Raw genomic sequence first — 25189 nt, 5'->3', positions numbered from 1 at the left:
ACTTACGCGGTCACAGCCACCGGCGGGGCGCTGAGACAGCCCATGCCCTCCAGCGCAGCCTCGACGGCCTCGTCGAGCGGCGTGTGCGGTTCGCGTCCGAGAAAGGCCACCAGCTTCGCGTTGTCCATGCCCACGGGCGTGCGCCACAGGTAGCGCATCTCGCGCAGCTCACGCAAGGTCGGCACGAAGGGCGCTGCCAGCGCCGTGAGCCCCCACGGAAAGGCTCGCACAGGCACCTCGGCGCCGGTGCGGCGCGCCACGACCCGGCGGATCGCATCGCTCATGCGCGTGCCATCGGCGTCCCAGTGGCCGGCCATGTGGAAGCACGCGAAGGCCTCGAGCCGGTCGCGCCGCGCCAGCAGCTCGACCATCGTGCGCGCCACGTCCGGCAGGTACGACCAGAGGTGGCCGACGCCGGGGCTGCCCGGATAACTCACGGCCTTCACCGGCTCTCCCGCCTTCACCAGCCCCTGCGAGAACCAGTTGTTGCCGGCCTTGGGGCCGAAGAAGTCGCCGGAGCGCACGATCAGCACACGCGCGCCTTCGCGGCTCGCGGCCTCCAGCCGCCGCTCCGCCTCGACACGGATCGCACCCTTGCGCGTGACGGGATGCTGCGGCGCATCTTCGGCCAGCACCGGGAAGGCATCGGGTCCGAAGTTGTAGACGTTGCCGGGCAATACGAGCGTTGCGCCTTCCGCCTTGGCGGCGGCGATGCTGTGGTCGAGCATCGGCAGCACCAGTTCCGACCAGCGGCGGTAGCCCGGCGGATTGACCGCATGCACGATGACCGCGCAGCCCTTCGCGGCCTGCCGCACGGACTGCGCGTCCATCGCGTCGCCGGCCAGCCAGGTGATGCCGTCGCGCCGGCCTTCGGTGGCGCCGCGCTTCAGCGCGCGCACCTGCCAGCCTGCATCGCGCAGCTGGCGAGCCACCCCGCCGCCGATGCCGCCCGTGGCGCCGAGCACCAGAACTGTGTTGTCGTTGCGTGCCATGAGATGCTCCTGAACAGTGGTCGATGGACGAATTCTGGGCAGGACGGGGTTCGAATGGAATTGCCGAACATGACCCATCGGCCATACATTTCCGTATGACCTGGAACATCAGCTGGGAGCTGTACCGCTCCTTCCTCGGCGTGCTGCGCGAGGGCTCTCTGTCGGGCGCGGCGCGCGCTCGGCATCACCCAGCCCACCGTAGGGCGCCACGTGGCAGCGCTCGAAGAGGCACTCGGCGTGGTGCTCTTCACGCGCTCGCAGGTGGGCCTGCTGCCCACCGAGGTCGCGCTGGCCTTGCGCACGCATGCCGAGGCCATGGAAAGCACCGCCGCCTCGCTGCAGCGCGCGGCCAGCAGCCAGGGCGACGGCGTGCGCGGCGTGGTGCGCGTGTCGGTCAGCGAGGTGGTCGCGGTGGAGGTGCTGCCGCCCATCGTGGCGCGGCTGCGCGAGGCGCACCCCGCGCTGAAGGTCGAGCTGGTGTCGACCAACCGCGTGCAGGACCTGCTGCGGCGCGAGGCCGACATCGCCGTGCGCATGGTGCGGCCCCGGCAGGCGCAGCTCGTGGCGCGCCGCATCGGCCACATCGAGCTGGGCTTTCATGCGCACACCAGCTACCTCGCGCGCCACGGCACGCCGCGCACGCCCGACGACCTGGCGGCGCATGTGCTCATCGGCTACGACCAGCCTTCGGCCTTCGTGCGCGATGCGATCAAGTCGCTCAAGTCGGCCACGGGCTACACGCGCGAGACCTTCGCGCTGCGCACCGACAGCGACCTCGCGCAGCTGGCCCTCGTCCGCGCGGGCGCGGGCATCGGCGTGTGCCAGGTCGGCCTGGCGCGGCGCGACGCGGCCTTGGTGCGCCTGCTGCCGCGCGCCCTCTCGCTGAAGCTCGAGACCTGGGTCACGATGCACGAAGACCTGCGCCACAGTCCGCGCTGCCGCGTGGCCTTCGATGCGCTGGTCGAGGGCTTGCAACAGTACGTTGACGCGGCAGCGGCGCCTGCGGCCCGGGCGACAATGCCCCGCGCAAGATCCAAAGCTTCCCTCTGAATGACGACGACCGATTCCCCCGACCACATCCCCCTGCAGGAAGACCGCCTCTGGCGCGACGACCGCTGGACCGCCCGCATCATCAAGAACGAGGAAGACGACGGCTGGGCCGTCGAGATGACCCGCCACGGCGACCCCGAGCCCGCGCTCGTCGGCCCCTGGACCATGGGCCGCGACAAGAAGAACCCCAAGCCGCTGGACACCCCCGCCTTCCACACGCTGGTGAAGACCGCCGCCGAGGTGATCCGCCGCCATGAGCAACAGCTGCACGCCACGCTCAACAAGAGCGTGACGGTCACCGCCCGCAACGACCAGCGCGTGCGCGTGGCGCTGTCCATCGTGCCCGACGAAGACAACCCCTCGGCCACGCTCACGGCCTATGACGATGCCGATGACTCGGAGCTGGCAAGCGTGAACGTGTCGCCTGCATTCAGGCTCACGGCCTCGAGCGCGACGGCGTGGATCGAGTCGGACTACGCGCGCCCGCGCAGCTGACCTCCTCTAACGCCTGCAGGCGCTGCGCGCGAATAGCACACGCGCCGCACTTTCGCCAATTAGCAAAACAGCGTATGTTCACGCGGGGGTGAGACGAGAAGAATCCGCCCCAACGAGCAATCGTTCCCAGTCATACGACGCCCGCTGCCAGTGCTGCCGGCGAGGTGTCGGGCAATAAAGCCCGAATCGGTTTCACCACCGGTTCGGGCTTTTTTGTTTTTTCGGTCGCAACAACGCCTTTTCAAAACGGATGCGCGTCATCCGGTGGCGCAGCTTTGCCCGAAGAAAAAGCACTGGCAGCACAGCGCTCGTTTGCAGGGGCCGCGCGGCGGGAGGAGACACCCGGCGCACGGCTTCCGAAGGTCGGATGTTCCTGATGACTCGCACAAAACCAAAGCAAAGGAATTTGACATGACGAACGCTTTCAACCGCCGCCAGATCGCGAAGACGGGCGGCTCGATGATCGTGCTGGGTGCCGCCAGCGGCGTGGCTAGCCTGGCCCGCGCGCAGGACGGCGCCACCGTGAAACTCGGCCTGCTGCACTCGCTCTCGGGCACCATCGCCATCGCCGAGGCCTCGCTGGTCGATGCCGAAAAGCTGGCCATCGAAGAGATCAACGCCGCGGGCGGTGTGCTCGGCAAGAAGATCGAGGCCGTGGTGGAGGACGGCGCGAGCGAGAACTCCGTGTTCGCCGAGAAGGCGCGCAAACTGCTGGAGCGCGACAAGGTCGCGGCCATCATCGGCTGCTACACCTCGGCCTCGCGCAAGGCGCTGCTGCCGGTGCTCAACCAGGCCAAGGGGCTGCTGTTCTACCCGACCTACTACGAGGGCCAGGAGCAGGACAAGCGCGTGTTCTACCCGTCGCAGGAAGCCACCCAATCGGTGATCGCCGCCGTGGAGTGGATGGCGCGCGAGAAGGGCAAGAACTTCTTCCTCGTCGGCTCCGACTACATCTACCCGCGCACCTGCAACAAGATCGCCAAGCCGGCCATCGCGAAGGCCGGCGGCAAGGTGCTCGGCGAGGAGTACGCACCGCTGGGCCACACCGAGTTCTCGTCAATCATCAACAAGATCAAGGCCGCCAAGCCCGACTGCATCTACAGCACGGTGGTGGGCGGCTCGAACGTGGCCTTCTACAAGCAGCTGCGCGCGGCGGGCCTGGACGGTACGAAGCAGGTGCTGCTGTCGACCGTGGTGTCCGAGAACGAGATCGACGGCATCGGCAAGGACAACGCCGCGGGCTACTACGCCTGCATGGGCTACTTCCAGAGCATCAAGTCGCCGGCCAACGAGAAGTTCGTGAAGGCCTTCAAGGCCAAGTACGGGCAGGACCGCGTGATCGGCGACCCGATGGAGGTGGCCTACAACAGCGTGTACCTGTGGAAGCTGGCGGTGGAGAAGGCCAAGTCCTTCGACGTCGACAAGGTCACGGCCGCCGCCGGCGGCGTGGAGATCGAGGCGCCCGAAGGCACGGTGCGCATCCATGCCACCAACCACCACGTGTGGAAGAAGGTGCGCGTGGGCCGTGCGCGGCCCGACGGCCAGTTCGACATCGTGTGGGAATCGCCGCAGCTGGTCGAGCCCAACCCCTTCCCGAAGGTCTGAACGCGATGAACTTCGACATCGCGGTGATGCAGGTGTTCAACGGCGTGAGCCTGTTCACCATCCTGCTGCTCATGGCCATCGGGCTGGCCATCGTGTTCGGCCTGATGGGCGTCATCAACATGGCGCACGGCGAGCTGATGGCGCTGGGCGCCTACATGACCTACCTGGCGGCGCGCTTCTTCGCGCACTACGCGCCGGGCTTCATGGACCTGTACCTGTTCGCCGCGATTCCGTTCGCGTTCGCCGTGACCTTCGCGTTCGGCTATGTGCTGGAGCGGGGCTTCATCCGCTTCTTCTACGACCGGCCGCTGGACACCCTGCTGGCCACCTGGGGCCTGAGCCTCATGCTGCAGCAGGCCTACCGCTCGATCTTCGGCGCGCAGGAAGTGAGCGTGCCGTTGGCCTCGTGGCTGGCGGGGGCGTGGGAGCCCACGGCCGGCATCCAGCTGCCGCTGAACCGCATCTTCATCGTCGGGCTCACGGCCCTCGTCGCTGTCGGCGTGTACCTGCTGCTGTACCGCACGCCGTGGGGCCTGAAGGTGCGCGCGGTGACGCAGAACCGCGCCATCGCCGGCGCGGTGGGCATCGACACGCACCGCGTCGACGCGATGACCTTCGCACTGGGCTCGGGCCTGGCGGGCATCGCCGGTTCGGTGTTCACGATGATCGGCTCGACCAACCCCGGCACGGGCCAGCTGTACATCGTGGACTCGTTCATCGTGGTGGTGTTCGGCGGCGTGCAAAGCCTCATCGGCACGGCGCTCTCCGGCTTCGCCATCGCGCAGTCGCAGACCTGGCTCGAGTACCTCATGAGCGGCTCGATGGCCAAGGCCACGATCCTGCTGCTGGTGATCGCGGTGCTGTACTTCCGGCCCAACGGCCTGTTCGCCACGCGCTCGAGGAGTTGAACGCATGCACGGTCTTTCTCCTCAACGCAAGCGCGACATCGGCGCGATGGCGGCGGTGCTGGTGCTGCTGGCCGTGGTGCTGCCGCTCACGCTCGATGCGTTCCGCCTCAACCTCGTGAGCAAGTACCTGGCCTTCGCGTTCGTCGCGGTGGGCGTGGTGCTCACCTGGGGCTACGGCGGCGTGCTGAGCCTGGGCCAGGGCATGTTCTTCGGCCTGGGCGGCTACATGATGGCGATGTTCCTCAAGCTCGAAGCCTCCGCGCCCGAGCTGCCGGACTTCATGGTGTGGAGCAGCGTGGAACAGCTGCCGGCCTGGTGGCAGCCCTTCCACTCGCTGGGCTGGACGGTCGCGGGCATCCTCGTGGTGCCGGCGGTGCTGGCGTACGTGTTCTCGTACGCGATCTTCAAGCGGCGCGTGAGCGGCGTGTACTTCGCGATCGTCACGCTGTCGCTGGCGCTCACGCTCACGGTGGTGGTGGTCGGCCAGCAGGGCGACACCGGCGGTGCCAACGGCATCACCGATTTCCGCACGCTGCTGGGCTGGGACATCGCGGGCGACGAGGCCAAGCGCACGATCTACTTCGTCGAGGTGGCGGCCATCGCGCTGGTGATGGCGGTGTCGCTCGCCATCGTGCGCAGCCGCTTCGGCAAGCTGCTGATCGCCATCCGCGACAAGGAAGACCGCGTGCGCTTCAGCGGCTACAACACGGCGCACATGAAGGCCTTCGTGTTCGCGGTGGCCGCCGTGCTGTCGGCCATCGGCGGCGCGTTCTACAGCCTGCAGGTGGGGCTGATCGCACCGGGCGTGATCGGCGTCGTGGCCTCGGTCGAGATGGTGATCTACGCGGCGGTCGGCGGACGGCTGTCGATTCCCGGCGCGGTGATCGGCGCGCTGCTCATCGGCTTTCTCAAGTCGTACCTGTCGGAAACCTTTCCCGAGGGCTGGCTGTACGTGCTGGGCGCGGTGTTCATCCTCGTGGTGTGGGCGATGCCGAACGGGCTCGCGGGGCTGGGCGAGAAGCTGATGCGCCGTCCTTCACGACGAAGCGCTGCGGAGGTGGCGCCATGAACGCGACGATGACGATGCCCAACGGCGCGCTGCCGCAGGCCGCCTCGGCGGTGCCGCCGTCGAACGAACAGATCCTGCGCATCGAGGACCTCACCGTGTCCTTCGACGGCTTCAAGGCCGTGGACGGGCTGAGCCTCTCGGTGGAACGCAACGAGCTGCGCGTGATCATCGGCCCGAACGGCGCCGGCAAGACCACGCTGCTGGACATGGTGTGCGGCAAGACCAAGCCGAGCGCGGGCCGCGTGCTGTTCAACGGCCAGGACCTGGGCCGCCTGAACGAGTACGAGATCGTGCGCGCCGGCGTGGGCCGCAAGTTCCAGACGCCGTCGGTGTACGAAGACCTCACGGTGCTCGAGAACTTCGAGATCTCGCTGCCGCGCATGCACGGCCTGCTGCAGTCGCTGACCTTTCGCCGCACGCCCGCCGTGCGCGAGCGCATCGACGCGATGGCCGAGCAGGTCTTCCTGGCCGAACGCCTGGGCCACCGCGCCGGGCAGCTCAGCCACGGACAGAAGCAGTGGCTGGAGATCGGCATGTTGCTGATGCAGGAGCCCGAGCTGCTGTTGCTCGACGAGCCCGTGGCCGGCATGAGCCCGCGCGAACGCGAGCAGACGGGCGACCTGCTGCGGCGCATCTCCACGGGCAAGTCGGTGGTCGTGATCGAGCACGACATGGACTTCGTCAAGCGCATCGCGCACCGCGTCACGGTGCTGCACCAGGGCCGGTTGCTCAGCGAAGGCACGGCCGCCGAGGTGCAGGCCGACCCGCGCGTGATCGACGTGTACCTCGGTCATTGAGCGAAGGAGAAACTCACATGCTCGAAGTCTCCGAACTCAACGTGGCCTACGGCGAGTCGCACGTGATCCGCGATGTGTCGCTGCGCGTCGCACCCGACGAGGCGGTCGCCATCATGGGCCGCAACGGCATGGGCAAGACCACGCTGCTGAAGTCGCTGATCGGCCTGCTGCCGGCGCGCGGCGGCCACATCCGCCTGGGCGGCACCGAACTCACGTCGTTGCCGAGCTACCAGCGCGTGGCGCAGGGCCTGGCCTTCGTGCCGCAAGGGCGCATGGTGTTTCCGCTGCTCACGGTGGAGCAGAACATCCTCTCGGGCGCCGCGAACTCGGGCCACCGCACCGTGCCCGACTACCTCTACCGCTTCTTCCCGGTGCTCAAGGACATGAAGCAGCGCAAGGCCGGCAACCTCTCGGGCGGCCAGCAGCAGATGCTGGCGATTGCGCGCGCGCTGATCTCCGAGCCGAAGGTGCTGATCCTCGACGAGCCCACCGAAGGCATTCAGCCTTCGATCATCAAGGAGATCGCGCAGACGCTGAACGTGCTGCGCGCCGAACGCGGCTTCGCCGTCGTGGTGTCGGAGCAGGTGCTGAGCTTCGCGCTCGACCTGGCCGACCGCTTTCTCGTCATCGACCGCGGCCGCATCGTGCACGACGAGGCGCGCGCCACGCTGGACCAGGACAAGGTCCGGTCCTTCCTCACTGTCTGAATCCCTTTCTTTCCCAACCACCCCTTCAGGAGCAGCGTCATGAGACATGGTGATATTTCGAGCAGCAACGATTGCGTCGGCGTCGCGGTCGTCAACTACAAGATGCCCCGCCTTCACACCAAGGCCGAGGTGCTGGACAACGCACGCAAGATCGGCGAGATGCTGGTCGGCATGAAGAAAGGCCTGCCGGGCATGGACCTGGTGATCTTTCCCGAGTACTCCACGCACGGGATCATGTACGACGCCAAGGAGATGTACGACACCGCCTCGGCCATTCCCGGCGAGGAGACCGCGATCTTCGCGGACGCCTGCCGCCGCGCCAATGTGTGGGGCGTGTTTTCGCTCACCGGCGAGCGCCACGAGGAGCACCCGAACAAGGCGCCCTACAACACGCTGATCCTCATGAACAACCAGGGTGAGATCGTCCAGAAGTACCGCAAGATCATGCCGTGGGTGCCGATCGAGGGCTGGTACCCGGGCGACTGCACCTACGTGAGCGAAGGCCCCAAGGGCATGAAGATGAGCCTCATCATCTGCGACGACGGCAACTACCCCGAGATCTGGCGCGACTGCGCGATGCGCGGGGCCGAACTCATCATCCGCTGCCAGGGCTACATGTACCCGGCCAAGGAGCAGCAGATCATGGTGTCCAAGGCCATGGCCTTCATGAACAACACCTACGTGGCGGTGGCCAACGCGGCCGGCTTCGACGGCGTGTACTCGTACTTCGGTCACTCGGCGCTCATCGGCTTCGACGGCCGCACGCTCGGCGAATGCGGCGAGGAAGAGATGGGCATCAACTATGCCGAGCTGTCGATGGGGCTGATCCGCGATGCGCGCAAAAACGGCCAGTCGCAGAACCATCTGTTCAAGCTGGTGCACCGCGGCTACACCGGCACCATCAACTCGGGCGACGGCGACAAGGGCGTGGCGGCCTGCCCCTACAACTTCTACACGCAGTGGATCAACGACCCCGAGGGCACGCGCGAGATGGTCGAGTCGTTCACGCGCAGCACCGTGGGAACGCCCGAGTGCCCGATCGAGGGCATCCCGAACGAGCCCGCGAAGCACCGCTGAGCCGTCCCTCAATGGACTACGACATCTTCGAGCTCGGCGACGTCGTTCTGCAGCGGGGCGCCACCCTGCGCGGTGCGAAGCTCGCCTACAAGACCTACGGCACGCTCAATGCCGACAAGAGCAACGCCATCGTCTACCCGACCTGGTACTCGGGCCAGCACCATGACAACGAATGGCTCATCGGACCGGGCATGGCACTGGACCCGGCGAAGTACTTCATCATCGTGCCCAACATGATGGGCAACGGCCTGTCGTCCTCGCCCAGCAACACGCCCGAGCCCTACAACCTGGCGCGCTTTCCGAACGTCACGCTCTACGACAACGTGACGCTGCAGCACCGGCTGGTGACCGAGAAGTTCGGCATCGAGCAACTGGCGCTGGTGGTGGGCTGGTCGATGGGCGCGCAGCAGACCAACCAGTGGGGCTGCCTGTACCCCGAGATGGTGAAGCGCATCGCGCCCTTTTGCGGCTCGGCGAAGACGGCGCCGCACAACATCGTGTTCCTCGAAGGCGTGAAGGCCGCGCTCACGGCCGATGCGGCGTGGAACGGCGGCTGGTACACCACCCCGCCGGGCAAGGGGCTGCGTGCAGTGGGCCGCGTGTACGCGGGCTGGGGCCTGTCGCAGCCCTTCTACATGCAGCAGCTGTGGCGCGAGCTGGGCTTCAGCTCGCTCGAAGACTTCCTGGTCGGCTACTGGGAAGGTTTCTTTCTCAAGAAGGACGCGAACAACCTGCTCGCGATGCTGTGGTCGTGGCGGCACGGCGACATCAGCGACAACCCGGTGTTCAAGGGCGACTTCAAGAAAGCGCTGGGCGCCATCCAGGCGCGCGCGCTCGTGATGCCCGCCGAGCGCGACCTGTACTTTCCCGTGGCCGACAACGAATGGGAGGTGTCGCACATGCCGAACGCCGAGTGCCGCCCGATCCCCGGCGTGTGGGGCCACTTCGCGGGCGGCGGCAGCAGCCCGGTCGACACCCGCTTCATCGACAACGCCCTCAAGGAACTGCTCGCCACGCCATGAACGCACCCGTCCACGATCCGCTCGCCAGCTACCGCATCGAGACCGAGCCCTTCTACCGGCCCACGGGCAACGAGGTGGCGCTGTACGGGCACGCCTACCGGCACCGCATGCCGCTGATCCTCAAGGGCCCGACCGGCTGCGGCAAGACGCGCTTCGTGGAGCATATGGCGTGGTCGCTCGGGCGGCCGCTGGTCACGCTCGCGTGCAACGAGGACATGACGGCGTCGGACCTCGTGGGCCGCTACCTGCTCGATGCGAACGGCACCGCCTGGCACGACGGGCCGCTGACGCTGGCGGTGCGCCACGGCGGCATCTGCTACCTCGACGAGGTGGTCGAGGCGCGGCAGGACACCACCGTGGTGATCCACCCGCTGACCGACGCGCGCCGCATCCTGCCGCTGGACAAGAAGGGCGAGCTGGTGCACGCGCACCCCGACTTCCAGCTCGTGGTCTCGTACAACCCCGGCTACCAGAGCAGCGCGAAGGACATGAAGCCTTCGACGCGCCAACGCTTCGCGGCGTTGGAGTTCGACTACCCCGACGGCGCGCTCGAAGCGCAGATCGTCGCGCACGAAGCCGACATCGACCCTGCGCTGGCCGCGAAGCTGGTGGCCATTGCGCATTGCTCGCGCGAACTCAAGCACCGCGGGCTCGACGAGGGCGTGTCGACGCGCATGCTGATCTACGCGGGCGTGCTGATCCGCGACGGCGTGTCGCCGCGCGAGAGCTGCGACATGACGATGACGCGCGCCCTCACCGACGACCCCGACATGGCGAGCGCATTGCAGGGTTTTGTCGAGGCGCAGTTCGGATGAACGACGGGCACGGCGCCCTGTCGCTGCTGGCACGCGGGCTGGCCGGCATCGACGTCGACGTGCAGCCGCTGGCCGGCGCGCGCGCCGTGCTCACGGGCCACCGGCTGCTGTTGCCCGACGGTGACGAGGCCGTGCCCCTGCACCGCGCGATGGTCGCGCATGCGGTCGCGCACCTGCGCCATTCGACGCCGGCGCGGCCCGCGCGCATGCTCAAGCCCATGGGGATCGCCGTGGTCTCGGCACTGGAAGATGCACGCACCGAGCGGCTGCTGTGTCGCGACTTCCCAGGCCTGCACGGCTGGTTCATCGCCGCACTTCCGCCCGCGCCCGACCCGCTGGACCTGCGCTTCGCCGCACTGGTCGCGCGCATGGACCGCGTGCTGCTGTGCCCCGACGCGCAGGACGACAACCACTGGGTGAACAAGGCGCGCCGCCTGTTCGACGAGACCGTCGCCCGCGCGGGCCTGGACGACTACGACGCCTTCCGCGCGGGCGCCTCGATCCTGGCCAACGACCTCGGCCAGATGCGCGTGCGCTTCGAGCCGCAGGACCATGTCGTGCCCATGCCCTGGCGCGACGACAACAGCTACCTGTGGGACTTCGGCGAAGCCGAAACGCCGCCCGACGAAGCCATCGCCTTGCAACAGACCGGCGCGCGACCGCCGCCGCCCTCCGATGCGCCGAACGAAGGCAGCGGCGCACCGCCTGAAGGCCTCGCCGACATGGAACTCGGCCGCTACACCTACCCCGAGTGGGACCGCACGCAGGAGCGCCTGCGCCCCGACTGGTGCACGGTGATCGAGAAGCTGCCCGCATGGCAGGGCCTGGGTTCAACCAGCACGCCGACCGCGCCCGGCAACGAGCGCATCGCGCCGCTCGCCCTGCCCCGCGCGCGCCACCTCGACCGCACGCACCGCCTGCGCCGCCAGTGGGAAGGCGACGACATCGACCTGAACGCCGCCATCGAGGTGCTGGTCGATCGCCGCCTGCGGCTGCGGCCCGATGCGCGGCTGTTCATGCGCCCGGGCAAGGGCCCGCGTCCGTCGAGCGTGCTGGTGCTGCTCGATCTCTCGGAGTCGGCCAACGACCCGGGCCACGGCGACGGCGCCGTGTCGCTGCTCGACCTGGAGAAGCAGGCCGCGCTGCTGCTGGCCGCCTCGAACGCGCGCGGCATCGACCGGCTCGCCATCCACGGCTTCTCGTCGAACACGCGCGCCGAGGTGTATTACTACCGCCTGCTCGAATTCGGCCAGCCGCTGGCCGCGCCCTCGCGCGCGATGATCGGCGCGGTGCACGGGCGCTACTCGACGCGCATGGGCGCCGCGCTGCGCCATGCGGCCACGCACCTGCAGGCCGAACCCGCGGGGCCGCGCGCGATCCTGCTGGTGACCGACGGGGCGCCGTCGGACATCGACGTGCACGACCCTCACTACCTGATCGAAGACGCCCGTCAGGCCGTGGCCGAGGCGCGCGATGCCGGCGTGCGCAGCGCCTGCATCGCGGTGGACGGTGCGGCCGACGCCTATGTGCGGCGCATCTTCGGCTGGCGCAACTATTGCATCGCCGACGATGCGCGCAGCCTGCCCGCGCGGCTGGCCCGCATGAGCACGCGGCTGGCCGCCGCACGTTGAGCGAACGACCGAATGAAGAGCGCCTCGGAGGAGCACACAATGAGGGTCCACACATCCAGGAGACACCCCAGTGGCTGACAGGGACCCTCTTCGCGTCGGCATTCTGTATTCCGAGACCGGCGTCACCTCGACCATCGGCCTGTCGCAGCTGCAGGGCGCGCTGCTGGCCATCGAGGAGATCAACGCGGCCGGCGGCGTCGACGGCCGCGAACTCGTGGCCGTGCGCTACGACCCGCAATCGAACCCCGTGCGCTACGCCCAGCTGGCCGAGAAGCTGATCGTGCAGGACCGCGTGAACGTGATCTTCGGCTGCTACATGTCGAGCAGCCGCAAGGCCGTGATCCCGGTGATCGAGAAGTGGAACAAGCTGCTGTTCTACCCCACGCTGTACGAAGGCTTCGAGTACTCGGGCAACGTGATCTACACGGGCGCCGCGCCCAACCAGAACAGCGTGCAGCTGGCCGAGTTCATGACCACGAACTTCGGTTCGCGCGTGTACCTGATCGGCTCCGACTACATCTACCCCTACGAGTCGAACCGCATCATGGGCGAGCTGGTGATGCAGCGCCCCGGCAGCGAGAAACTCGGCGAGCGCTACGTGGCGCTCGACGCCACCGAGAAGGACTACCGCGCGATCATGGACGACATCCGCGACAAGCGGCCCGACTTCATCTTCTCGACGGTGGTGGGCGATTCCACCGCCAGCCTGTACCGCGCGTACGCCGAGGCCGGCTTCGACCCGAAGACGATGCCCATCTCGAGCCTCACCACCTCGGAGGCCGAGATCTCGCAGATGGGCCCGGGCGTGGCCACGGGGCATTTCACGGCGGCGCCGTATTTCCAGTCGATCGATTCGCCCGCCAACCAGCGCTGCCTGGCACGGCTGCGCGCGCGCTTCGGCGACGGCTGCGTGCCCAACCTGTGCTGGGAGGCCTCGTACTTCCAGATGCACATCTTCGCCAATGCCTTCCGGCAGGCGGGCACGGACGGCATCGCGGAGATCCTGCCGCACATCCTGGGCAGCGAGTTCGATGCGCCGCAGGGCCGCGTGAAGATCGACCCGACCAACCACCACACCTGCCTGTACCCGCGCATCGGCCGGGTCGATGCGCAAGGCCAGTTCACCATCGTCCGGCAGGCCACGCGCGCGGTGTACCCGGACCCGTACCTCGTCACCCATTCGCTGGGCGACTGGACGGCCAAGCTCGACACGCTGGAGCTCTAGGATGACGGCCCGCACTCCTGGAACGCCTGCGTTCCCCCACGTCGCGCGAAAGGCCTGAGCGTGGACGGCAACGCCCCCAAGCGACACACCCTGCGGGTGACGCCACCACAGCTCAAGGAGCTGCGGCTGCTGAAGATCGCGGTGATCCACCCCGACGACGCGGACGGCCGACAGCTCACCCAGCAACTGCAGCGCATCGGCTGCCAGGTGCAGGCCTTCTGGCCGCCCGTGCAGCATTTGCCCGAGGGCATCGACGTGGCTTTCATGGCCGTGCGGCCCGACTTCATCAACCTGCGTTTCGAGTGGACCCAGAGCGAGGACGCACCGGCCGTCATCGCGGTCGTGACCTACGAGAACCCGACCATCGTCGAGGCCGTGCTCGAAATCGGCGCCAAGGCCGTGCTGCCGTCGCCGGTGCGCTCGTTCGGGCTTCTGTCGGCGCTGGTGGTCGCGCGCGAGGCGCACAAGGAAAGCCGCTCGCTCGCGCGGCGCCTGCGCAAGACCGAAGCCAAGCTGCTCGGCGTGCGCCAGCTGGCCGAGGCCAAGACCATCCTCATGAAGACGCACGACGTGTCGGAAGGCCAGGCGCACGACCTGATCCGCGAACAGGCCATGAGCAAGCGCACCACCATGGAAGACATCGCCGCAGCCATCGTCAATGCCAACGAGATCCTGTCGCTCGGCGCGCGCGGCAACAAGCCCGGAGCGGGCTGAGCGCTACTCGGAGCTCAGAGCTGGCGGAATGTCGTCAGCACTTTCAGCACGCTCTGCGTGACGCCATCGAGCGTGGCGCGCTGCCGGTGCGCGATGCCCAGGCGGCGCGTGAGCTTGGGCGTGATCGGCAGGATCTGCATGCGCTCGTTGAGCGCGGCGTCGGTGGTCTGCTGCAAGGGCAGCAACGCCGCGCCGTAGCCCGCCGCCACGAGGCTGCGGATGGCCGCGTCGTAGTTCAGCTCGATGCGCGCGCGCGGCGCGAAGCCGGCCGCCGCGAACCACTCCATCGACAGGCGGTACATGTGCGTGGTGGCGTCGTTGAAGATCAGCGGCTGCGCCGCCAGCCAGGCCGGGGTGGCCCGCTTGGGCGCCTGCCAGCGCGGCGGCACGAAGGCCATCATGGGCTGGGTGCGCCACGGCGTGACGACGAGGTCGTTCAGCGGCGGCTGCGGCATGGCGACGAGCCCGATGTCGAGCGTGCCCGCCGCCAGCCGCGCCATCGCTTCGGACGAGCCGAGGATGCTGACCTCGACGTCGATGCCCGCATGCCCCACGCCCAGCGCCTCGAGCACCTGCGGCAACAGGTCGACCACCACGCCGGTGGAGGTGCCCAGCCGCACACGGCCGGTGCGGCCCTCGGCCTGGCGCTTCACGGCCTCGACCGCCTCGTCGGTGTCGCGCAGCAGCTTGCGCCCGCGCTCGACCAGCGACGCACCCGCCGCCGTGGGCGTGACGCGGCGGTTGCCGCGCACCACCAGCTGCGCGCCCAGGCGCGCTTCGAGTTCGCTGATGTGCAGGCTCACCGTGGGCTGCGCCAGGTGCAGCGCCTGCGCCGCCGCCGAGAAGGTGCCCAGGTCGGCGATGGCGATGAGGGTGCGCAGTTGGTCGAGGTTGAGCTGTCGCATCAGGAATGCTGATTGAAGGGGTCAGAAATCTCAACTTCCACAATATCACGAGCCGCCGGAAGATGAGCGCACCCCAACCAGGAGCCCATCGTGACCGCGCCGAAGCCCACGTCTTTTCATCAACGCCTGCTGCATGCCTTGCACAACTGGCGCCGCCGCGCCGTGACACGCCGCCGCACCCGCGACGACGTGCAACTGCTGGCCGGCATGAGCGACCACGACCTTCGCGACCTCGGCATCGGCCGCAGCGAAGTGCCCGAGCTGGTCGACCGCAACCGCTATTGACTCACTGAACCCCGCTCGCGCTTTCTTCAGGAAGGCGCGCGCGATTTGAGGTTCAATCCGGGGCGTGCCCTCCACCACCGCCCCTGCCCTTCTTTCCATCGAACTCACCTCCCCGCAGTCCGTCGACGGACGGCGCGCAGCCTTCCAGTCGCTGTGGCTGCTGGTGCGCATGCAGCACGCCCATGCCCACGGCGGCGGCGTCGTGCGGCTGGCCGACCTGCGCGGCGAGGTGTCCGACGCCAGCACGCTGCGCATGGTCGTGAGCCGCGCCTTCCGCGACTTCAAGGCCTGGGGCCTGGACGTCGGCTGGGGCGAAGACCTCCAGCGCGAACCGCGCTTTCTCAATGCCGAACGGCGCAGCCAGGGCCCGTTCTGGCTGCCGGCCGCCGAGGCGAAACGCCTGCGCCTGCTCGTCGAAGACCGGCCGGCCACCGCCGCCGAGGTGGCCTCCTTCCTCGGCCTGCGCGCGCGCAAGCCGCAGACGGCCGGCGCGATGACGCCACCGGACGCCGTGCACCTGCAGGACGCGGCCTTCTGGGAGCAGCTCGTCGCTTCGCAGCAAGCCGCGCGGCAAGGCCGGCTGATGTCGCCGGTCGCGGGCAGCAACGGCACAGGCAGCGCCCTCGAAGCCATCCGCCTGGCCGGCACGCTGGCCGCCAGCGATTTCCAGCGCGCGCTGGTCACGCTCAACGAGGCCATGCTGTGGCGCCGGCTGGGCGACAACGAACAGGCGCGCCGGCGGCTGCAGGCGCTCAAGAAGCAGCGGCTCGCGCACCACGTGGCGGGCAACGACTACCTCGGCGCCATGGAGTGCATCGTCTCGGCCTGGTGCGCCTACACCGCACGCGACCTGCCGCTGGCGCAGTCGCTGCTGGGCGGCATGGCCGAAGACCCGGCGCGCGCGCTGGTGCTGCGCCACCACCCCGACGTGCGCTTCGAATGGTGCAACCTGTGGGCGCTGGCCTGCCGCTCGCGCGCACTGGCGCTGGCCGCCGACGACCGCCCCGCCGCCGCCGCGCTGGCCGAAGAGTCGCTGCAGCGCTTCGGCGAGGCGCTGGCGGCGGCCTTCGAATCGCACTCCTTCGACGCCGCGCAGCACGTGGCAGCCAACATGGGCATGGCCGCGTGGCTGTTCGACCGCGTGGGGCTGTCCGACCTGCCCGCCCTCGCCCACGACGGCCCTGCCGACACCACGCGCCGCGCGGTGCAATGGATCGCCTTCAGCGAATGGCTGTGCGGCCACACCGACGGACAGGGCCGCTCCGCATGGAACGCGATCTACCTGATGCGCATCGCGCGCGGCCACTGCAAGCCCGACAAGCAGCCCACGCTGGCGCAGTTCCGCGCACAGAAGCCGCTCGACCCGGCCGCCGTCTCGAAGCTCGCGGGCCCGCTCGCCGATGCCTTCGACGCCGCGAACTGGCCCGCGCGCTGGGTCGACGTGGCGCAGGCACGGCTGGCCGATCACCAGGCCGGGCGACGCCGCTACCCCGGTCTGCAACAAGGCAGCTTGCTGTTCGAGCACGCTTGGTACGCGGCGCATGCGGGCGACCTGAAGGCCGCCGAGCGCTCGCTGGACCTGCTGCGCGAAGTGCTGCCGCAGCTGGTGCCGAGCGACCGCGCCTACTTCACCGAGTCGTGGAACGATGCGTTGCCGGCCGAGCTGGTGCTCGAAGCGAAGCCGCCTAGGCGGCCGTCGGCCCCTCGAAAGAAGGCGCGCTGAACGCCTGCTGCACGCGTTTGCGCAGCACCGGCAGCACGTCGCGCTCGAACCACGGGTGGTGCTGGAACCAGGCGGTGTTGCGCGGCGACGGGTGCGGCAGCGGGATGAAGCGCGGCGCGTAGTCGGCGAAGGCCTCGACCGTCTCCGTCACGCCCCCGCGCGCGGTCTTGCCCAGGAAGTGCCGCTGCGCGTACTGCCCGATGAGCAGCGTGAGCGCGATGTGCGGCATCTGCGCCAGCAGGCGGTCGTGCCACAGCGGCGCGCACTCTTTGCGCGGCGGCAGGTCGCCGCTCTTGCCACGGCCCGGGTAGCAATAGCCCATGGGCACGATCGCGATGCGCGATGCGTCGTAGAACACGGCGCGGTCGATGCCGAGCCAGCGGCGCAGCTGGTCGCCGCTCTTGTCGTTCCACGGCAGGCCGGTCTGGTGCACCGTGAGACTGGGAGCCTGGCCGACGATCAGCAGCCGCGCGCTGGCACTCGCCTGCACCACCGGACGCGGCCCGAGCGGCAGGTGCGCCTCGCACGCGCGGCAGGCGCGGATCTCGGCGAGCAGCGCCTCCACGGCCTCAGCTTGCGAACGGCTTGAAGAAAGCGTTGAGCTCGGTGCCCGCGGTGGCATCGGCAAAGCCGTCGAAGCGGCCCTGCTCGGCCAACGTGCGCGCGGCGCGGATGAAGCCGCCCCAGGCCGCGCGCGCCATGCCGCCACCCACGCTGACGCGGCGCACGCCGAGCGCGGCGATGTCCGCCATCGTGAGCTCGCTGATGCCGCCGACCAGCAGGTTGACCGGCTTCGGTGCGACAGCAGCCACCACAGCCGCGATCTGCTCGCGTGTCTTGATGCCGGGCGCGTAGAGACAGTCGGCGCCGGCCTCGGCGTAGGCGCGCAATCGCGCGATGGCGTCGTCGAGATCGGGCCGGTTGGCGAAGAAGTTCTCGGCGCGGCCCACGAGCAGCGTGTCGCCGCCCGTGGCGTCGATGGCCCGGCGCGCGGCGCGCAGGCGCTCGACCGCGACGTCGATGGGGAACAGCGGGTCGTCGGGGTTGCCGGTCGAGTCTTCGATCGACAGGCCCGCCACGCCGGTCTCGACCGCGAGGCGCACGCTCTCGGCCACGCCTTGTGCGTCGGCCGCGAAGCCGTTCTCGAAGTCGGCATTCACCGGCAGGTCGGTGGCGGCGACGAGTTCACGCAGGTGCGCGAGGATCTGGTCGCGCGACAGCGCCCCGTCCGCATGGCCACGCGACCACGCGAAGCCCGAGCTGGTGGTGGCCAGCGCTTTGTAGCCCAGGCCTTCGAGGTAGCGCGCGCTGCCGGTGTCCCAGGGGTTGGGAATGACGAAGCAGCCTTGGGTGTGAAGCGCGCGAAAGGCGGCGCGCTTCTGCGCGATGGAGCGGGTCATGGAAGCCTCATCTTTCCTTCAGTGTTCAGGGAGGGGTTGCGGCAACGGGAGCAGCCGCGAGGATGTGTGACGCGAGCACGGCGAACTGGTCGACACGGACCTCGCTGCGTCGGAGCCAGCCCTTGCTGTTGTCGACACGGTGCACCACGACGAGGTCGCGCTTGCGATCGACCATCATGAACTGGCCGCCAGTGCCCACGGCCAGGAGCAACTGGTGGGGCCCGCGCTGCCAGAACGGGAAGCCCTTGAGCGGCACCCACCACAGATAGCCATAGCCGCTCCAGCCCGGTCCGACGGTCGTGTACGAGGTGGTGCTTTCGGTCACCCAGCCGGCCGGGACGATGCGCTTGTCCTGCCACATGCCGTCGCGCGCCATCAGCAGGCCGATGCGGGCCAGATCGCGCGCCGACAGGTGCATCACATAGGCCGGATGTTCGGAGCTGCGTTCGAGCCTGGACTCGGTGTCTTGCGGATAGCGGAAGTCCTGGAACTGCAGCGGTTCGGCCAGGTCCGTCTTCAGCGCCTCGAAGACGCTGCGTCCGGTGCGGCGTTCGAAGATGGTGCCCAGCACGTTGGCGTCCCAGTTGTTGTAGTACCAGAACGCACCGGGGGCATGGCTGCCCCGGGCCGGCCGCTCGGCCTTGGCCTCGTCGGTCTCGTAGGCGGCCGGATGGTAGACCCCGGAGCGCAACTGCATCAGCTGCCGCACGGTGGCCGTGCGCTCGGTGTCGCTGAGCCCGTCCTTGTCGCCGATACCGAGCTGGCCCAGCGTCTGGTCCAGGTCGATCTCTGCGCGACCGATGTGGATGCCGTAGAGCACGCTCAGTACGCTCTTTCGCACCGAGGCCAGGTTCATCGGTTTGTCGATGTCGCCGTAGGCATGCACGAGCACGCCCTTGTCGATCACGAGGTAGGCGTCGGACTTGATCGATGCGGCAAACGCATCGGCCACCTGGAGCTTCGCTTCGGACCAGCGGCTGGGCTCCGCCGCGTTCGGGGTGGCCCACTGCCCGGCGGGGAACACGCCGGCCGCGGGCACGGCGTGCGCGGCACACAGCAGCACGGCAGACAGTGCCTTGCGAAACGCGCCGGGCAAGAGACAGCGCGAAAGACCGGCCATGGGCATCTCGACTCCTGAAAGTCGTGCGCCTTGGAAACGACGTGGGAACCTGGGGGCTGCGGGGCCCGGCGCGACGAGCCTCGCATTCTGACGCAGCCTCGCGCCTTCAGCACTCCACGACGTTCACAGCCAGTCCGCCCAGCGAGGTTTCCTTGTAGGTGGCCTTCATGTCCTCGCCGGTCTGCTTCATGGTGCGGATCACGGCGTCGAGCGACACGTAGTGGCTGCCGTCGCCACGCAGCGCCATGCGCGACGCGTTGATGGCCTTCACGGCGCCCATCGCGTTGCGTTCCACGCACGGGATCTGCACCATGCCGCCGACCGGGTCGCAGGTCAGGCCCAGGTTGTGCTCCATGCCGATCTCTGCGGCATTCTCGACCTGCGCGGGCGTGGCGCCGAGCACCGCAGCCAGCGCGCCGGCCGCCATCGAGCAGGCCACGCCGACCTCGCCCTGGCAGCCGACCTCGGCACCCGAAATGGAGGCGTTGGTCTTGTAGAGCATGCCGATGGCCGCGGCGGTGAGCAGGAAGTCGACGATGCCCTCGTCGCTCGCCTGCGGCACGAAGCGCTCGTAGTAGTGCATCACGGCGGGCACCACGCCGGCCGCGCCGTTGGTGGGCGCGGTGACGACACGGCCGCCGGCGGCGTTCTCTTCGTTCACCGCCATCGCGAAGGCGTTGACCCAGTCCATGGCCGCGAGCGGATCGGCCGCGCCGGCCTGCGCCAGCAGTTCGCGGTGCAGCTCGGGCGCACGGCGGCGCATGCGCAGCGGGCCGGGCAGCGATTGCGCGGCCAGCGGGTTGTCGATGCCGAAACCGCGCTGCACGCACTGCCGCATCACCTGCCAGATGCGCAGCAGGCCCGCGCGCACCTCGGCCTCGGGCCGCCACACGCATTCGTTGCGCAGCACCAGCGTGGCCACGGAGATGCCGTGCGCGCGGCACTGCGCCATGAGTTCGTCGCCGGTCGTGAAGGGATGCGGCACGGCGGCGGCCGCCGCGGCGGTTTGCGCCACCGCCTGCCCGCCTTCGACGACGAAGCCGCCGCCGACCGAGAAGTAGGTGCCTTCGGCGAGCACGCCGCCGTCGGCCGCGAACGCGGTGAAGCCCATGGCGTTCGGGTGCTCGGGCAGCGACTCTTCGCCGCGAAAGGCGATGTCGCGCACGCGGTCGAAGGCGATGGGCGTGGTGCCCAGCAGGCTCAGCTGTCCGGTGCGGCGCAGCGCCTCCAGGCGCGGCTGCACGGTCTCGGGCCGCACGGTGTCGGGGGCGTCGCCGAAGAGGCCCAGGATCACGCCCTGGTCGGTCGCGTGGCCGTGGCCGGTGGCGCCGAGCGAGCCGAACAAGTCCACGTGCAGCCGTGCCACCTGCGCCAGCAGGCCGCGCCGTTCGAGCGATTGCGCGAACTGCAGCGCCGCGCGCATCGGCCCGACGGTGTGCGAGCTGGACGGCCCGATGCCGATCTTGAAGATGTCGAAGGCGGAGAGCATCAGCGCATCATGCGACCGGAAGCTGCTGTTTGACCAGTGCCACCCAATAGGCCGCACCCAGCGGCAGGATGTTGTCGTTGAAGTCGTAGTACGGGTTGTGCACGTTCGGGTCGTTCGGGCCCTCGCCCGCGCCGATGCCGATGTAGGCGCCGGGGCGCTTCTGCAGCATGAAGGCGAAGTCTTCCGAGCCCATGGCCGGCGGGATGTCGGTGTGCACCTGCTCGATGTCGACCAGGCTGGCCGCCGCCGCGATGGCCGCGTCGGTCTCGACCGGCGTGTTCACCACGCCGGGGTAGCCGCGGCGGTACTCCAGCGCCACCTTGGCGCCGTGCGTGGCGGCCACGCCGTCGCAGATCTGCTGCATGGCGGCCTGGGTCTTGTCCTGGATGCCGGCGTCGAGCGTGCGCACGGTGCCGCGCAGCACCACGGTCTCGGGAATGACGTTCCAGGTGTCGCCGCCGTGGATCTGCGTGACGCTGACCACGGCCGCATCGGTGGCGCCGGTGCGGCGGCTCACGATGGTCTGCAGCGCGTTGATGAGCTGCGCCGAGACCACCACCGAGTCGATGCCGGTCTCGGGCATGGCACCGTGGCTGCCCTTGCCGGTGATGACGATCTCGAAGGTGTCGAGGTACGCCGTCATGGTGCCCTTGCGGATCGCGAACTTGCCGCGCGGCAGCGAGGGGAAGTTGTGCATGCCGTAGACGGCGTCGGCCGGGAACTGATCGAACAGGCCCTCCTCCACCATCACGCGGCCGCCGCCCTCGTTCTCCTCGGCGGGCTGGAACACGAAGTGCACCGTGCCCTGGAACGGCTTGTGGCGCGACAGGTGCTCGGCCGCGCCCAGCAGCATCGCCGTGTGGCCGTCGTGGCCGCAGGCGTGCATCTTGCCGACGCACTTCGAGGCATGCGGCTGCGTGCCGAGTTCCTGCATGTTGAGCGCGTCGAGGTCGGCGCGCAGCGCGATGCTGGGGCCCTCGCCGTTCTTCAGCGTGCCGACCACGCCGGTGCCGGCCAGGCCGCGGTGCACGGGCAGGCCCATGAGCATCAGCGCGTTGGCCACCACGTTGGCGGTGCGGTGTTCCTCGAAGGCGGTCTCGGGGTTGGCGTGGATGTCGCGGCGCCAGCTCAGCATGCGGGCGCGGGTGTCTTCGGCAATCTCGGGGTCGCGGTACATGGGGTGGATCTCTCGTGGGATGGAATCAGTGGAAGAACTCGGCGATGACCGTGGCGCCGAGGAAGGTGCCGGCGGTGGCGGTGAGCGACACCACCACGATGCGCCAGCCCAGGCGGCGGAACACCGGCAGGTCCTTCGCGACCGAGAAGCCGGCCAGCGCCAGCACCGGCGTGGTGAAGGCCAGGAAATTGAGCTTGGCGGTGAGCGCGATGAGCGCGTCGGAGAACGGGAACAGGCCCGGAATGCCGACCACGGTGGCCACCACCGAGAGCACCAGCACCATCGGCAGGCGCGGCACGAAGCGCTTGATGGCTTCGACGGCGCCGGCGATCGCCACCACGGCGAGCATGCCTTCGAGCGACACCAGCACCGGCACCTTGTAGGTCACGGCATTGCCGATGAGCACGCCGCCACCCACCACCAGCCAGGCCAGCAGCGTGTCGCGCAGCGACAGCGGCGCGGCGTGCCCCACGTCGGCGCTGGAAACGTTCGCGCCCGCATCCACGGCCGCGCCCTGCTGCGCGCCATGCTTCGAGAAGCGGCCCAGCACCGGCTCCAGCTTGCCGTAGAGCCACGAGCACAGCGGCAGCGACAGGAACAGCGTGAAGTAGAAGCCGGCCACGGTGGTCAGCAGGTTCGACGCGGCGGCGATCGCCGTGAGCTGCGGCAGCATCTCGGCCGGGCTCTGCGCGGCGATGGCGCCCAGCGCCGCCGCCATCAGGCTGCCCGAGCCCACGCCGGCGCCCATGGCCAGCGAACGCGGGTCGAAGATGTGCAGGCTGGCGATGAAGCCGGCCAGCACCGCAATGAAGAGCGCGCCCAGCACGGTGCCGGTGATGTATTCGGCCAGCACGCCGCGGCCTTCGGGCGAGGCCATGCCGTACTTCTCGCCGATGATCACGAGGTTGCCCTCGCGGCCCACCGAGAAGGTGGCGCCCACGGCCTCGCGCTTGATGCCCAGCAGCAGCGCCAGCGGCAGGCCCAGCGCCAGGGTTCCCAGCGCATGGCCGAACTCCTGGAACAGCAGCGCCCAGCCGGCCTGCTTCACCTGCGGCAGCGCGGCGCCCACCGTGAGGCCCAGCTTCACCACGAACAGCAGCAGGCCCGCGTTGAGCAGGCCGCCGGCCAGCGACTGCTGCGCCGTGGCCACGCGCGCCACGCCCGGCACGCGCCGGTGCGCGATGCCCCAGGCGGCGGCCATGAGCAGCGCCCACAGCATCGGCAGCAGCACCACCTTGCCGGGGCCGACGCTGAACTGCGTCGGGCCGATGAGTTCCGCCACGGCCACGAGGACCAGAGTGACGACGAGGAGCTTGAATTTGCCGGCGGCGGAAGACGGCGCGGCGGCGGCGAGCGTGGAGGCGGCGGAGGTCATGGATGGGGCGTTTTCGAGGGTGCCGGCGAGTGTGGAGCGCCCTGCCCCTTGCATCAATGACCGCAAATAAGGATATTCGTTGCATTGAATGCAACACTCGGAGACAAGCGCCATGGACGACAAGCTCGACACCCGCCGGGTGCGCTACTTCATGCAGGTGCTCGAAAGCGGCTCGGTGCGCGGTGCGGCCGACGTGCTCGACATGGACCCCTCGGCCGTGAGCCGCGCCATCGGCATCCTGGAGACCGAATGCGGCCTGCCGCTGCTGGAGCGCCACGGACGCGGCGTGGTGCCCACCGACGCGGGCCAGCTGCTGGCCGGCTACGTGCGCCGCCAGCAGGGGCAAAGGCAGCACCTGCTGGCGCAGATGGACAGCATTCGCAAGATCGAGAGCGGCCACATCGACATCGTGGCCGGCGAAGGCTATGTCGACTGGCTCATGCGGCGCAGCCTGCGCATCTTCATGGCGAGCCACCCGAAGATCACGGTGAACCTGGACGTGGCCAGCACCGACGAGATCGTGCGCCGCGTGATCGAGGAGCGCGCCCACATCGGCATGCTGTTCCAGCCGCCGAAGGACGAGCGGCTCACCTCGCACCAGTCGCACGCGCAGCCGATCCAGGCCATGGTGCTGGGCTCGCACCCGCTCGCGCAGCTCGACCGCCCGCTGAAGCTGGCCGACCTGCTGCCCTACCCCGGCGCCACGCTGCACCGCAACTTCGGCGTGCGCCAGCACATCGAGGCGGCCGAGATCAGCGAGGGCGTGCGGCTGCCCGCGCTGCTGACCACCACCTCGTTCAGCGCGCTGGGCCACTTCGTGTCGGCGGGCCTGGGCTACACGCTGGGCACGCGCATCTCGCTCACGCCCAACGCCGACCATCCGGCGCTGGTCGAGCTGCCGATGAAGAACCCGCTGCTGTCGCAAGGGCGCTCGCACATCGTGTCGCGGCACGGCCGCCTGCTGCCGCCGGCCGCGGCGGCGCTGCTGCGGCAGGTGGTGGCGGACATGAAGGGGTATGCGGATTCGGTGGCGGGAGCGGGCCCCGGCAAGCCCCGCACGACGGCGCGCGGACGCGGCGCGGCAGGTTGAATTCATGGGGCCTTGCGTTGCATGCGCGGCCGGTTCGGTGTTCTGATCGGACCCCATGTCCTACCTCGCCCCGCTCTTCATTCACCTGCTGTGCGCCGCCTTCTGGGTCGGCGGCATGGCCGTCATGCACTTCGCCGTGCGCCCTGCCGCCGTCGCCACGCTGGAGCCGCCGCTGCGCCTGCGCATGATGGCCGCGACGCTGCGGCGTTTCTTCGTCGGGGTGGACGCCTCCGTCACGCTGCTGTTCGTGACCGGCTTCGCGATGATCCTGGCGACCGGCGGCTTTCGCGCCGTGCACTGGCGCGTCGAGGCCATGATGGGCATCGCGCTCGTGATGGCGGCGGTCTATGTGTACATCCGCGCCTCGGTGTTCCGCGCGCTGCGTCGTGCGGTGGACGAGAGCGCCTGGCCCGTGGCGGCGGCGCGGCTCAATACCGTGCGCCAGCTGGTGACGCTGAATCTCGCGCTGGGCGTGGTGGTGTTCGGTGTGGCGGTGATCGGTCGCGGCGGCTAACGCA

The 25189-nt window shown here is 69.1% G+C and carries 24 protein-coding genes and 1 pseudogene; 17 read left to right on the top strand and 8 right to left on the bottom strand.

Translation table 11 applies throughout. The features are described 5' to 3' along the window. Window positions 1–2: 2 nt before the first annotated feature. The gene (locus tag D3H34_RS20800) at window positions 3–992 is read right to left on the bottom strand and encodes an NAD-dependent epimerase/dehydratase family protein (RefSeq protein WP_119556147.1); all 990 of its coding nucleotides are present in this window, start codon (window positions 990–992) and stop codon (window positions 3–5) included. A gap of 95 nt (window positions 993–1087) precedes the next feature. On the opposite strand from D3H34_RS20800, the pseudogene D3H34_RS20795 reads away from it, so the two are divergent. The 13 genes and pseudogenes from D3H34_RS20795 to D3H34_RS20735 all read left to right on the top strand — a co-directional run bounded on the left by D3H34_RS20795 (window position 1088) and on the right by D3H34_RS20735 (window position 14107). Continuing rightward, a pseudogene (locus tag D3H34_RS20795) lies at window positions 1088–2042 on the top strand (LysR family transcriptional regulator). Continuing rightward, window positions 2043–2537 carry a hypothetical protein gene (locus D3H34_RS20790; RefSeq protein ID WP_119556146.1) on the top strand — a complete coding sequence of 165 codons (495 nt, stop codon included), beginning with the start codon at window positions 2043–2045 and terminating at the stop codon, window positions 2535–2537. Window positions 2538–2948: 411 nt separating this feature from the next. Further along, on the top strand, window positions 2949–4142 hold the full coding sequence (urtA, locus tag D3H34_RS20785) for an urea ABC transporter substrate-binding protein (RefSeq protein WP_119556145.1): 1194 nt from the start codon (window positions 2949–2951) through the stop codon (window positions 4140–4142). 5 nt (window positions 4143–4147) lie between these two features. Next, a complete protein-coding gene (urtB, locus tag D3H34_RS20780) occupies window positions 4148–5050 on the top strand; it encodes an urea ABC transporter permease subunit UrtB (protein WP_119556144.1) in 903 nt (300 codons plus the stop codon). Between the two features lie 4 nt (window positions 5051–5054). Next, the gene (gene urtC / locus D3H34_RS20775) at window positions 5055–6119 is read left to right on the top strand and encodes an urea ABC transporter permease subunit UrtC (RefSeq protein ID WP_119556143.1); all 1065 of its coding nucleotides are present in this window, start codon (window positions 5055–5057) and stop codon (window positions 6117–6119) included. Between the two features lie 14 nt (window positions 6120–6133). Next, window positions 6134–6916 carry an urea ABC transporter ATP-binding protein UrtD gene (gene urtD / locus D3H34_RS20770; protein WP_119556169.1) on the top strand — a complete coding sequence of 261 codons (783 nt, stop codon included), beginning with the start codon at window positions 6134–6136 and terminating at the stop codon, window positions 6914–6916. Between the two features lie 17 nt (window positions 6917–6933). Continuing rightward, a complete protein-coding gene (gene urtE, locus D3H34_RS20765) occupies window positions 6934–7623 on the top strand; it encodes an urea ABC transporter ATP-binding subunit UrtE (protein WP_119556142.1) in 690 nt (229 codons plus the stop codon). A 39-nt stretch (window positions 7624–7662) separates the two neighbouring features. Then, the gene (locus tag D3H34_RS20760) at window positions 7663–8700 is read left to right on the top strand and encodes an aliphatic amidase (RefSeq protein ID WP_119556141.1); all 1038 of its coding nucleotides are present in this window, start codon (window positions 7663–7665) and stop codon (window positions 8698–8700) included. An 11-nt stretch (window positions 8701–8711) separates the two neighbouring features. Next, the gene (locus tag D3H34_RS20755; protein WP_119556140.1) at window positions 8712–9722 is read left to right on the top strand and encodes an alpha/beta fold hydrolase; all 1011 of its coding nucleotides are present in this window, start codon (window positions 8712–8714) and stop codon (window positions 9720–9722) included. Continuing rightward, window positions 9719–10537 (top strand): CbbQ/NirQ/NorQ/GpvN family protein, encoded by an 819-nt coding sequence (locus D3H34_RS20750; RefSeq protein ID WP_119556139.1) that lies wholly within the window; start codon window positions 9719–9721, stop codon window positions 10535–10537. The genes D3H34_RS20755 and D3H34_RS20750 overlap by 4 nt, the downstream gene beginning before the upstream one ends. Continuing rightward, window positions 10534–12168 (top strand): nitric oxide reductase activation protein NorD, encoded by a 1635-nt coding sequence (locus D3H34_RS20745; protein ID WP_119556138.1) that lies wholly within the window; start codon window positions 10534–10536, stop codon window positions 12166–12168. The genes D3H34_RS20750 and D3H34_RS20745 overlap by 4 nt, the downstream gene beginning before the upstream one ends. 70 nt (window positions 12169–12238) lie before the next feature. Beyond that, entirely contained in the window at window positions 12239–13393 is a 1155-nt protein-coding gene (locus tag D3H34_RS20740; RefSeq protein ID WP_119556137.1) for a transporter substrate-binding domain-containing protein, read from the top strand. A gap of 60 nt (window positions 13394–13453) precedes the next feature. Beyond that, window positions 13454–14107, top strand: a complete 654-nt coding sequence (locus D3H34_RS20735; RefSeq protein ID WP_205736777.1) for an ANTAR domain-containing response regulator — start codon at window positions 13454–13456, stop codon at window positions 14105–14107. A 14-nt stretch (window positions 14108–14121) separates the two neighbouring features. Here D3H34_RS20735 and D3H34_RS20730 read toward each other — a convergent pair whose 3' ends face one another. Then, the gene (locus tag D3H34_RS20730; protein ID WP_119556135.1) at window positions 14122–15012 is read right to left on the bottom strand and encodes a LysR family transcriptional regulator; all 891 of its coding nucleotides are present in this window, start codon (window positions 15010–15012) and stop codon (window positions 14122–14124) included. 90 nt (window positions 15013–15102) lie between these two features. On the opposite strand from D3H34_RS20730, the gene D3H34_RS20725 reads away from it, so the two are divergent. Together D3H34_RS20725 and D3H34_RS20720 are read left to right on the top strand one after the other, a co-directional pair. Next, complete coding sequence (locus tag D3H34_RS20725; RefSeq protein ID WP_119556134.1) at window positions 15103–15297, top strand: YjiS-like domain-containing protein; 195 nt, start codon at window positions 15103–15105, stop codon at window positions 15295–15297. Window positions 15298–15361: 64 nt separating this feature from the next. Next, window positions 15362–17020, top strand: coding sequence for a hypothetical protein (locus tag D3H34_RS20720; protein ID WP_119556133.1), 1659 nt, complete (start codon window positions 15362–15364; stop codon window positions 17018–17020). On the opposite strand, the gene D3H34_RS20715 is transcribed toward D3H34_RS20720, so the two are convergent. From D3H34_RS20715 to D3H34_RS20690, 6 genes are all read right to left on the bottom strand, one after another. After that, window positions 16983–17642, bottom strand: a complete 660-nt coding sequence (locus D3H34_RS20715; protein ID WP_167481246.1) for a uracil-DNA glycosylase family protein — start codon at window positions 17640–17642, stop codon at window positions 16983–16985. The genes D3H34_RS20720 and D3H34_RS20715 overlap by 38 nt on opposite strands. Beyond that, a complete protein-coding gene (locus D3H34_RS20710; protein WP_119556131.1) occupies window positions 17590–18420 on the bottom strand; it encodes an isocitrate lyase/PEP mutase family protein in 831 nt (276 codons plus the stop codon). Before D3H34_RS20710 ends, D3H34_RS20715 begins: the two co-directional genes overlap by 53 nt. Before the next feature lie 25 nt (window positions 18421–18445). Next, on the bottom strand, window positions 18446–19540 hold the full coding sequence (locus D3H34_RS20705; RefSeq protein ID WP_167481245.1) for a serine hydrolase domain-containing protein: 1095 nt from the start codon (window positions 19538–19540) through the stop codon (window positions 18446–18448). A gap of 106 nt (window positions 19541–19646) precedes the next feature. Next, window positions 19647–21032, bottom strand: coding sequence for an L-serine ammonia-lyase (locus D3H34_RS20700; protein ID WP_167481248.1), 1386 nt, complete (start codon window positions 21030–21032; stop codon window positions 19647–19649). Between the two features lie 4 nt (window positions 21033–21036). Beyond that, window positions 21037–22206, bottom strand: coding sequence for a M20 aminoacylase family protein (locus D3H34_RS20695; RefSeq protein ID WP_119556128.1), 1170 nt, complete (start codon window positions 22204–22206; stop codon window positions 21037–21039). 25 nt (window positions 22207–22231) lie between these two features. Then, window positions 22232–23581 carry a DUF3100 domain-containing protein gene (locus D3H34_RS20690; protein ID WP_119556127.1) on the bottom strand — a complete coding sequence of 450 codons (1350 nt, stop codon included), beginning with the start codon at window positions 23579–23581 and terminating at the stop codon, window positions 22232–22234. 112 nt (window positions 23582–23693) lie between these two features. Between D3H34_RS20690 and D3H34_RS20685 the strand changes: the two genes are divergently transcribed. Both D3H34_RS20685 and D3H34_RS20680 read left to right on the top strand, forming a co-directional pair. Beyond that, the gene (locus D3H34_RS20685) at window positions 23694–24671 is read left to right on the top strand and encodes a LysR family transcriptional regulator (RefSeq protein WP_119556126.1); all 978 of its coding nucleotides are present in this window, start codon (window positions 23694–23696) and stop codon (window positions 24669–24671) included. A gap of 55 nt (window positions 24672–24726) precedes the next feature. Then, a complete protein-coding gene (locus D3H34_RS20680; protein WP_119556125.1) occupies window positions 24727–25185 on the top strand; it encodes a CopD family protein in 459 nt (152 codons plus the stop codon). Window positions 25186–25189: the final 4 nt, after the last annotated feature.

The sequence above is a fragment of the Acidovorax cavernicola genome (genome assembly GCF_003581445.1).
This window is presented reverse-complemented; position numbering and strand designations above follow the sequence as displayed.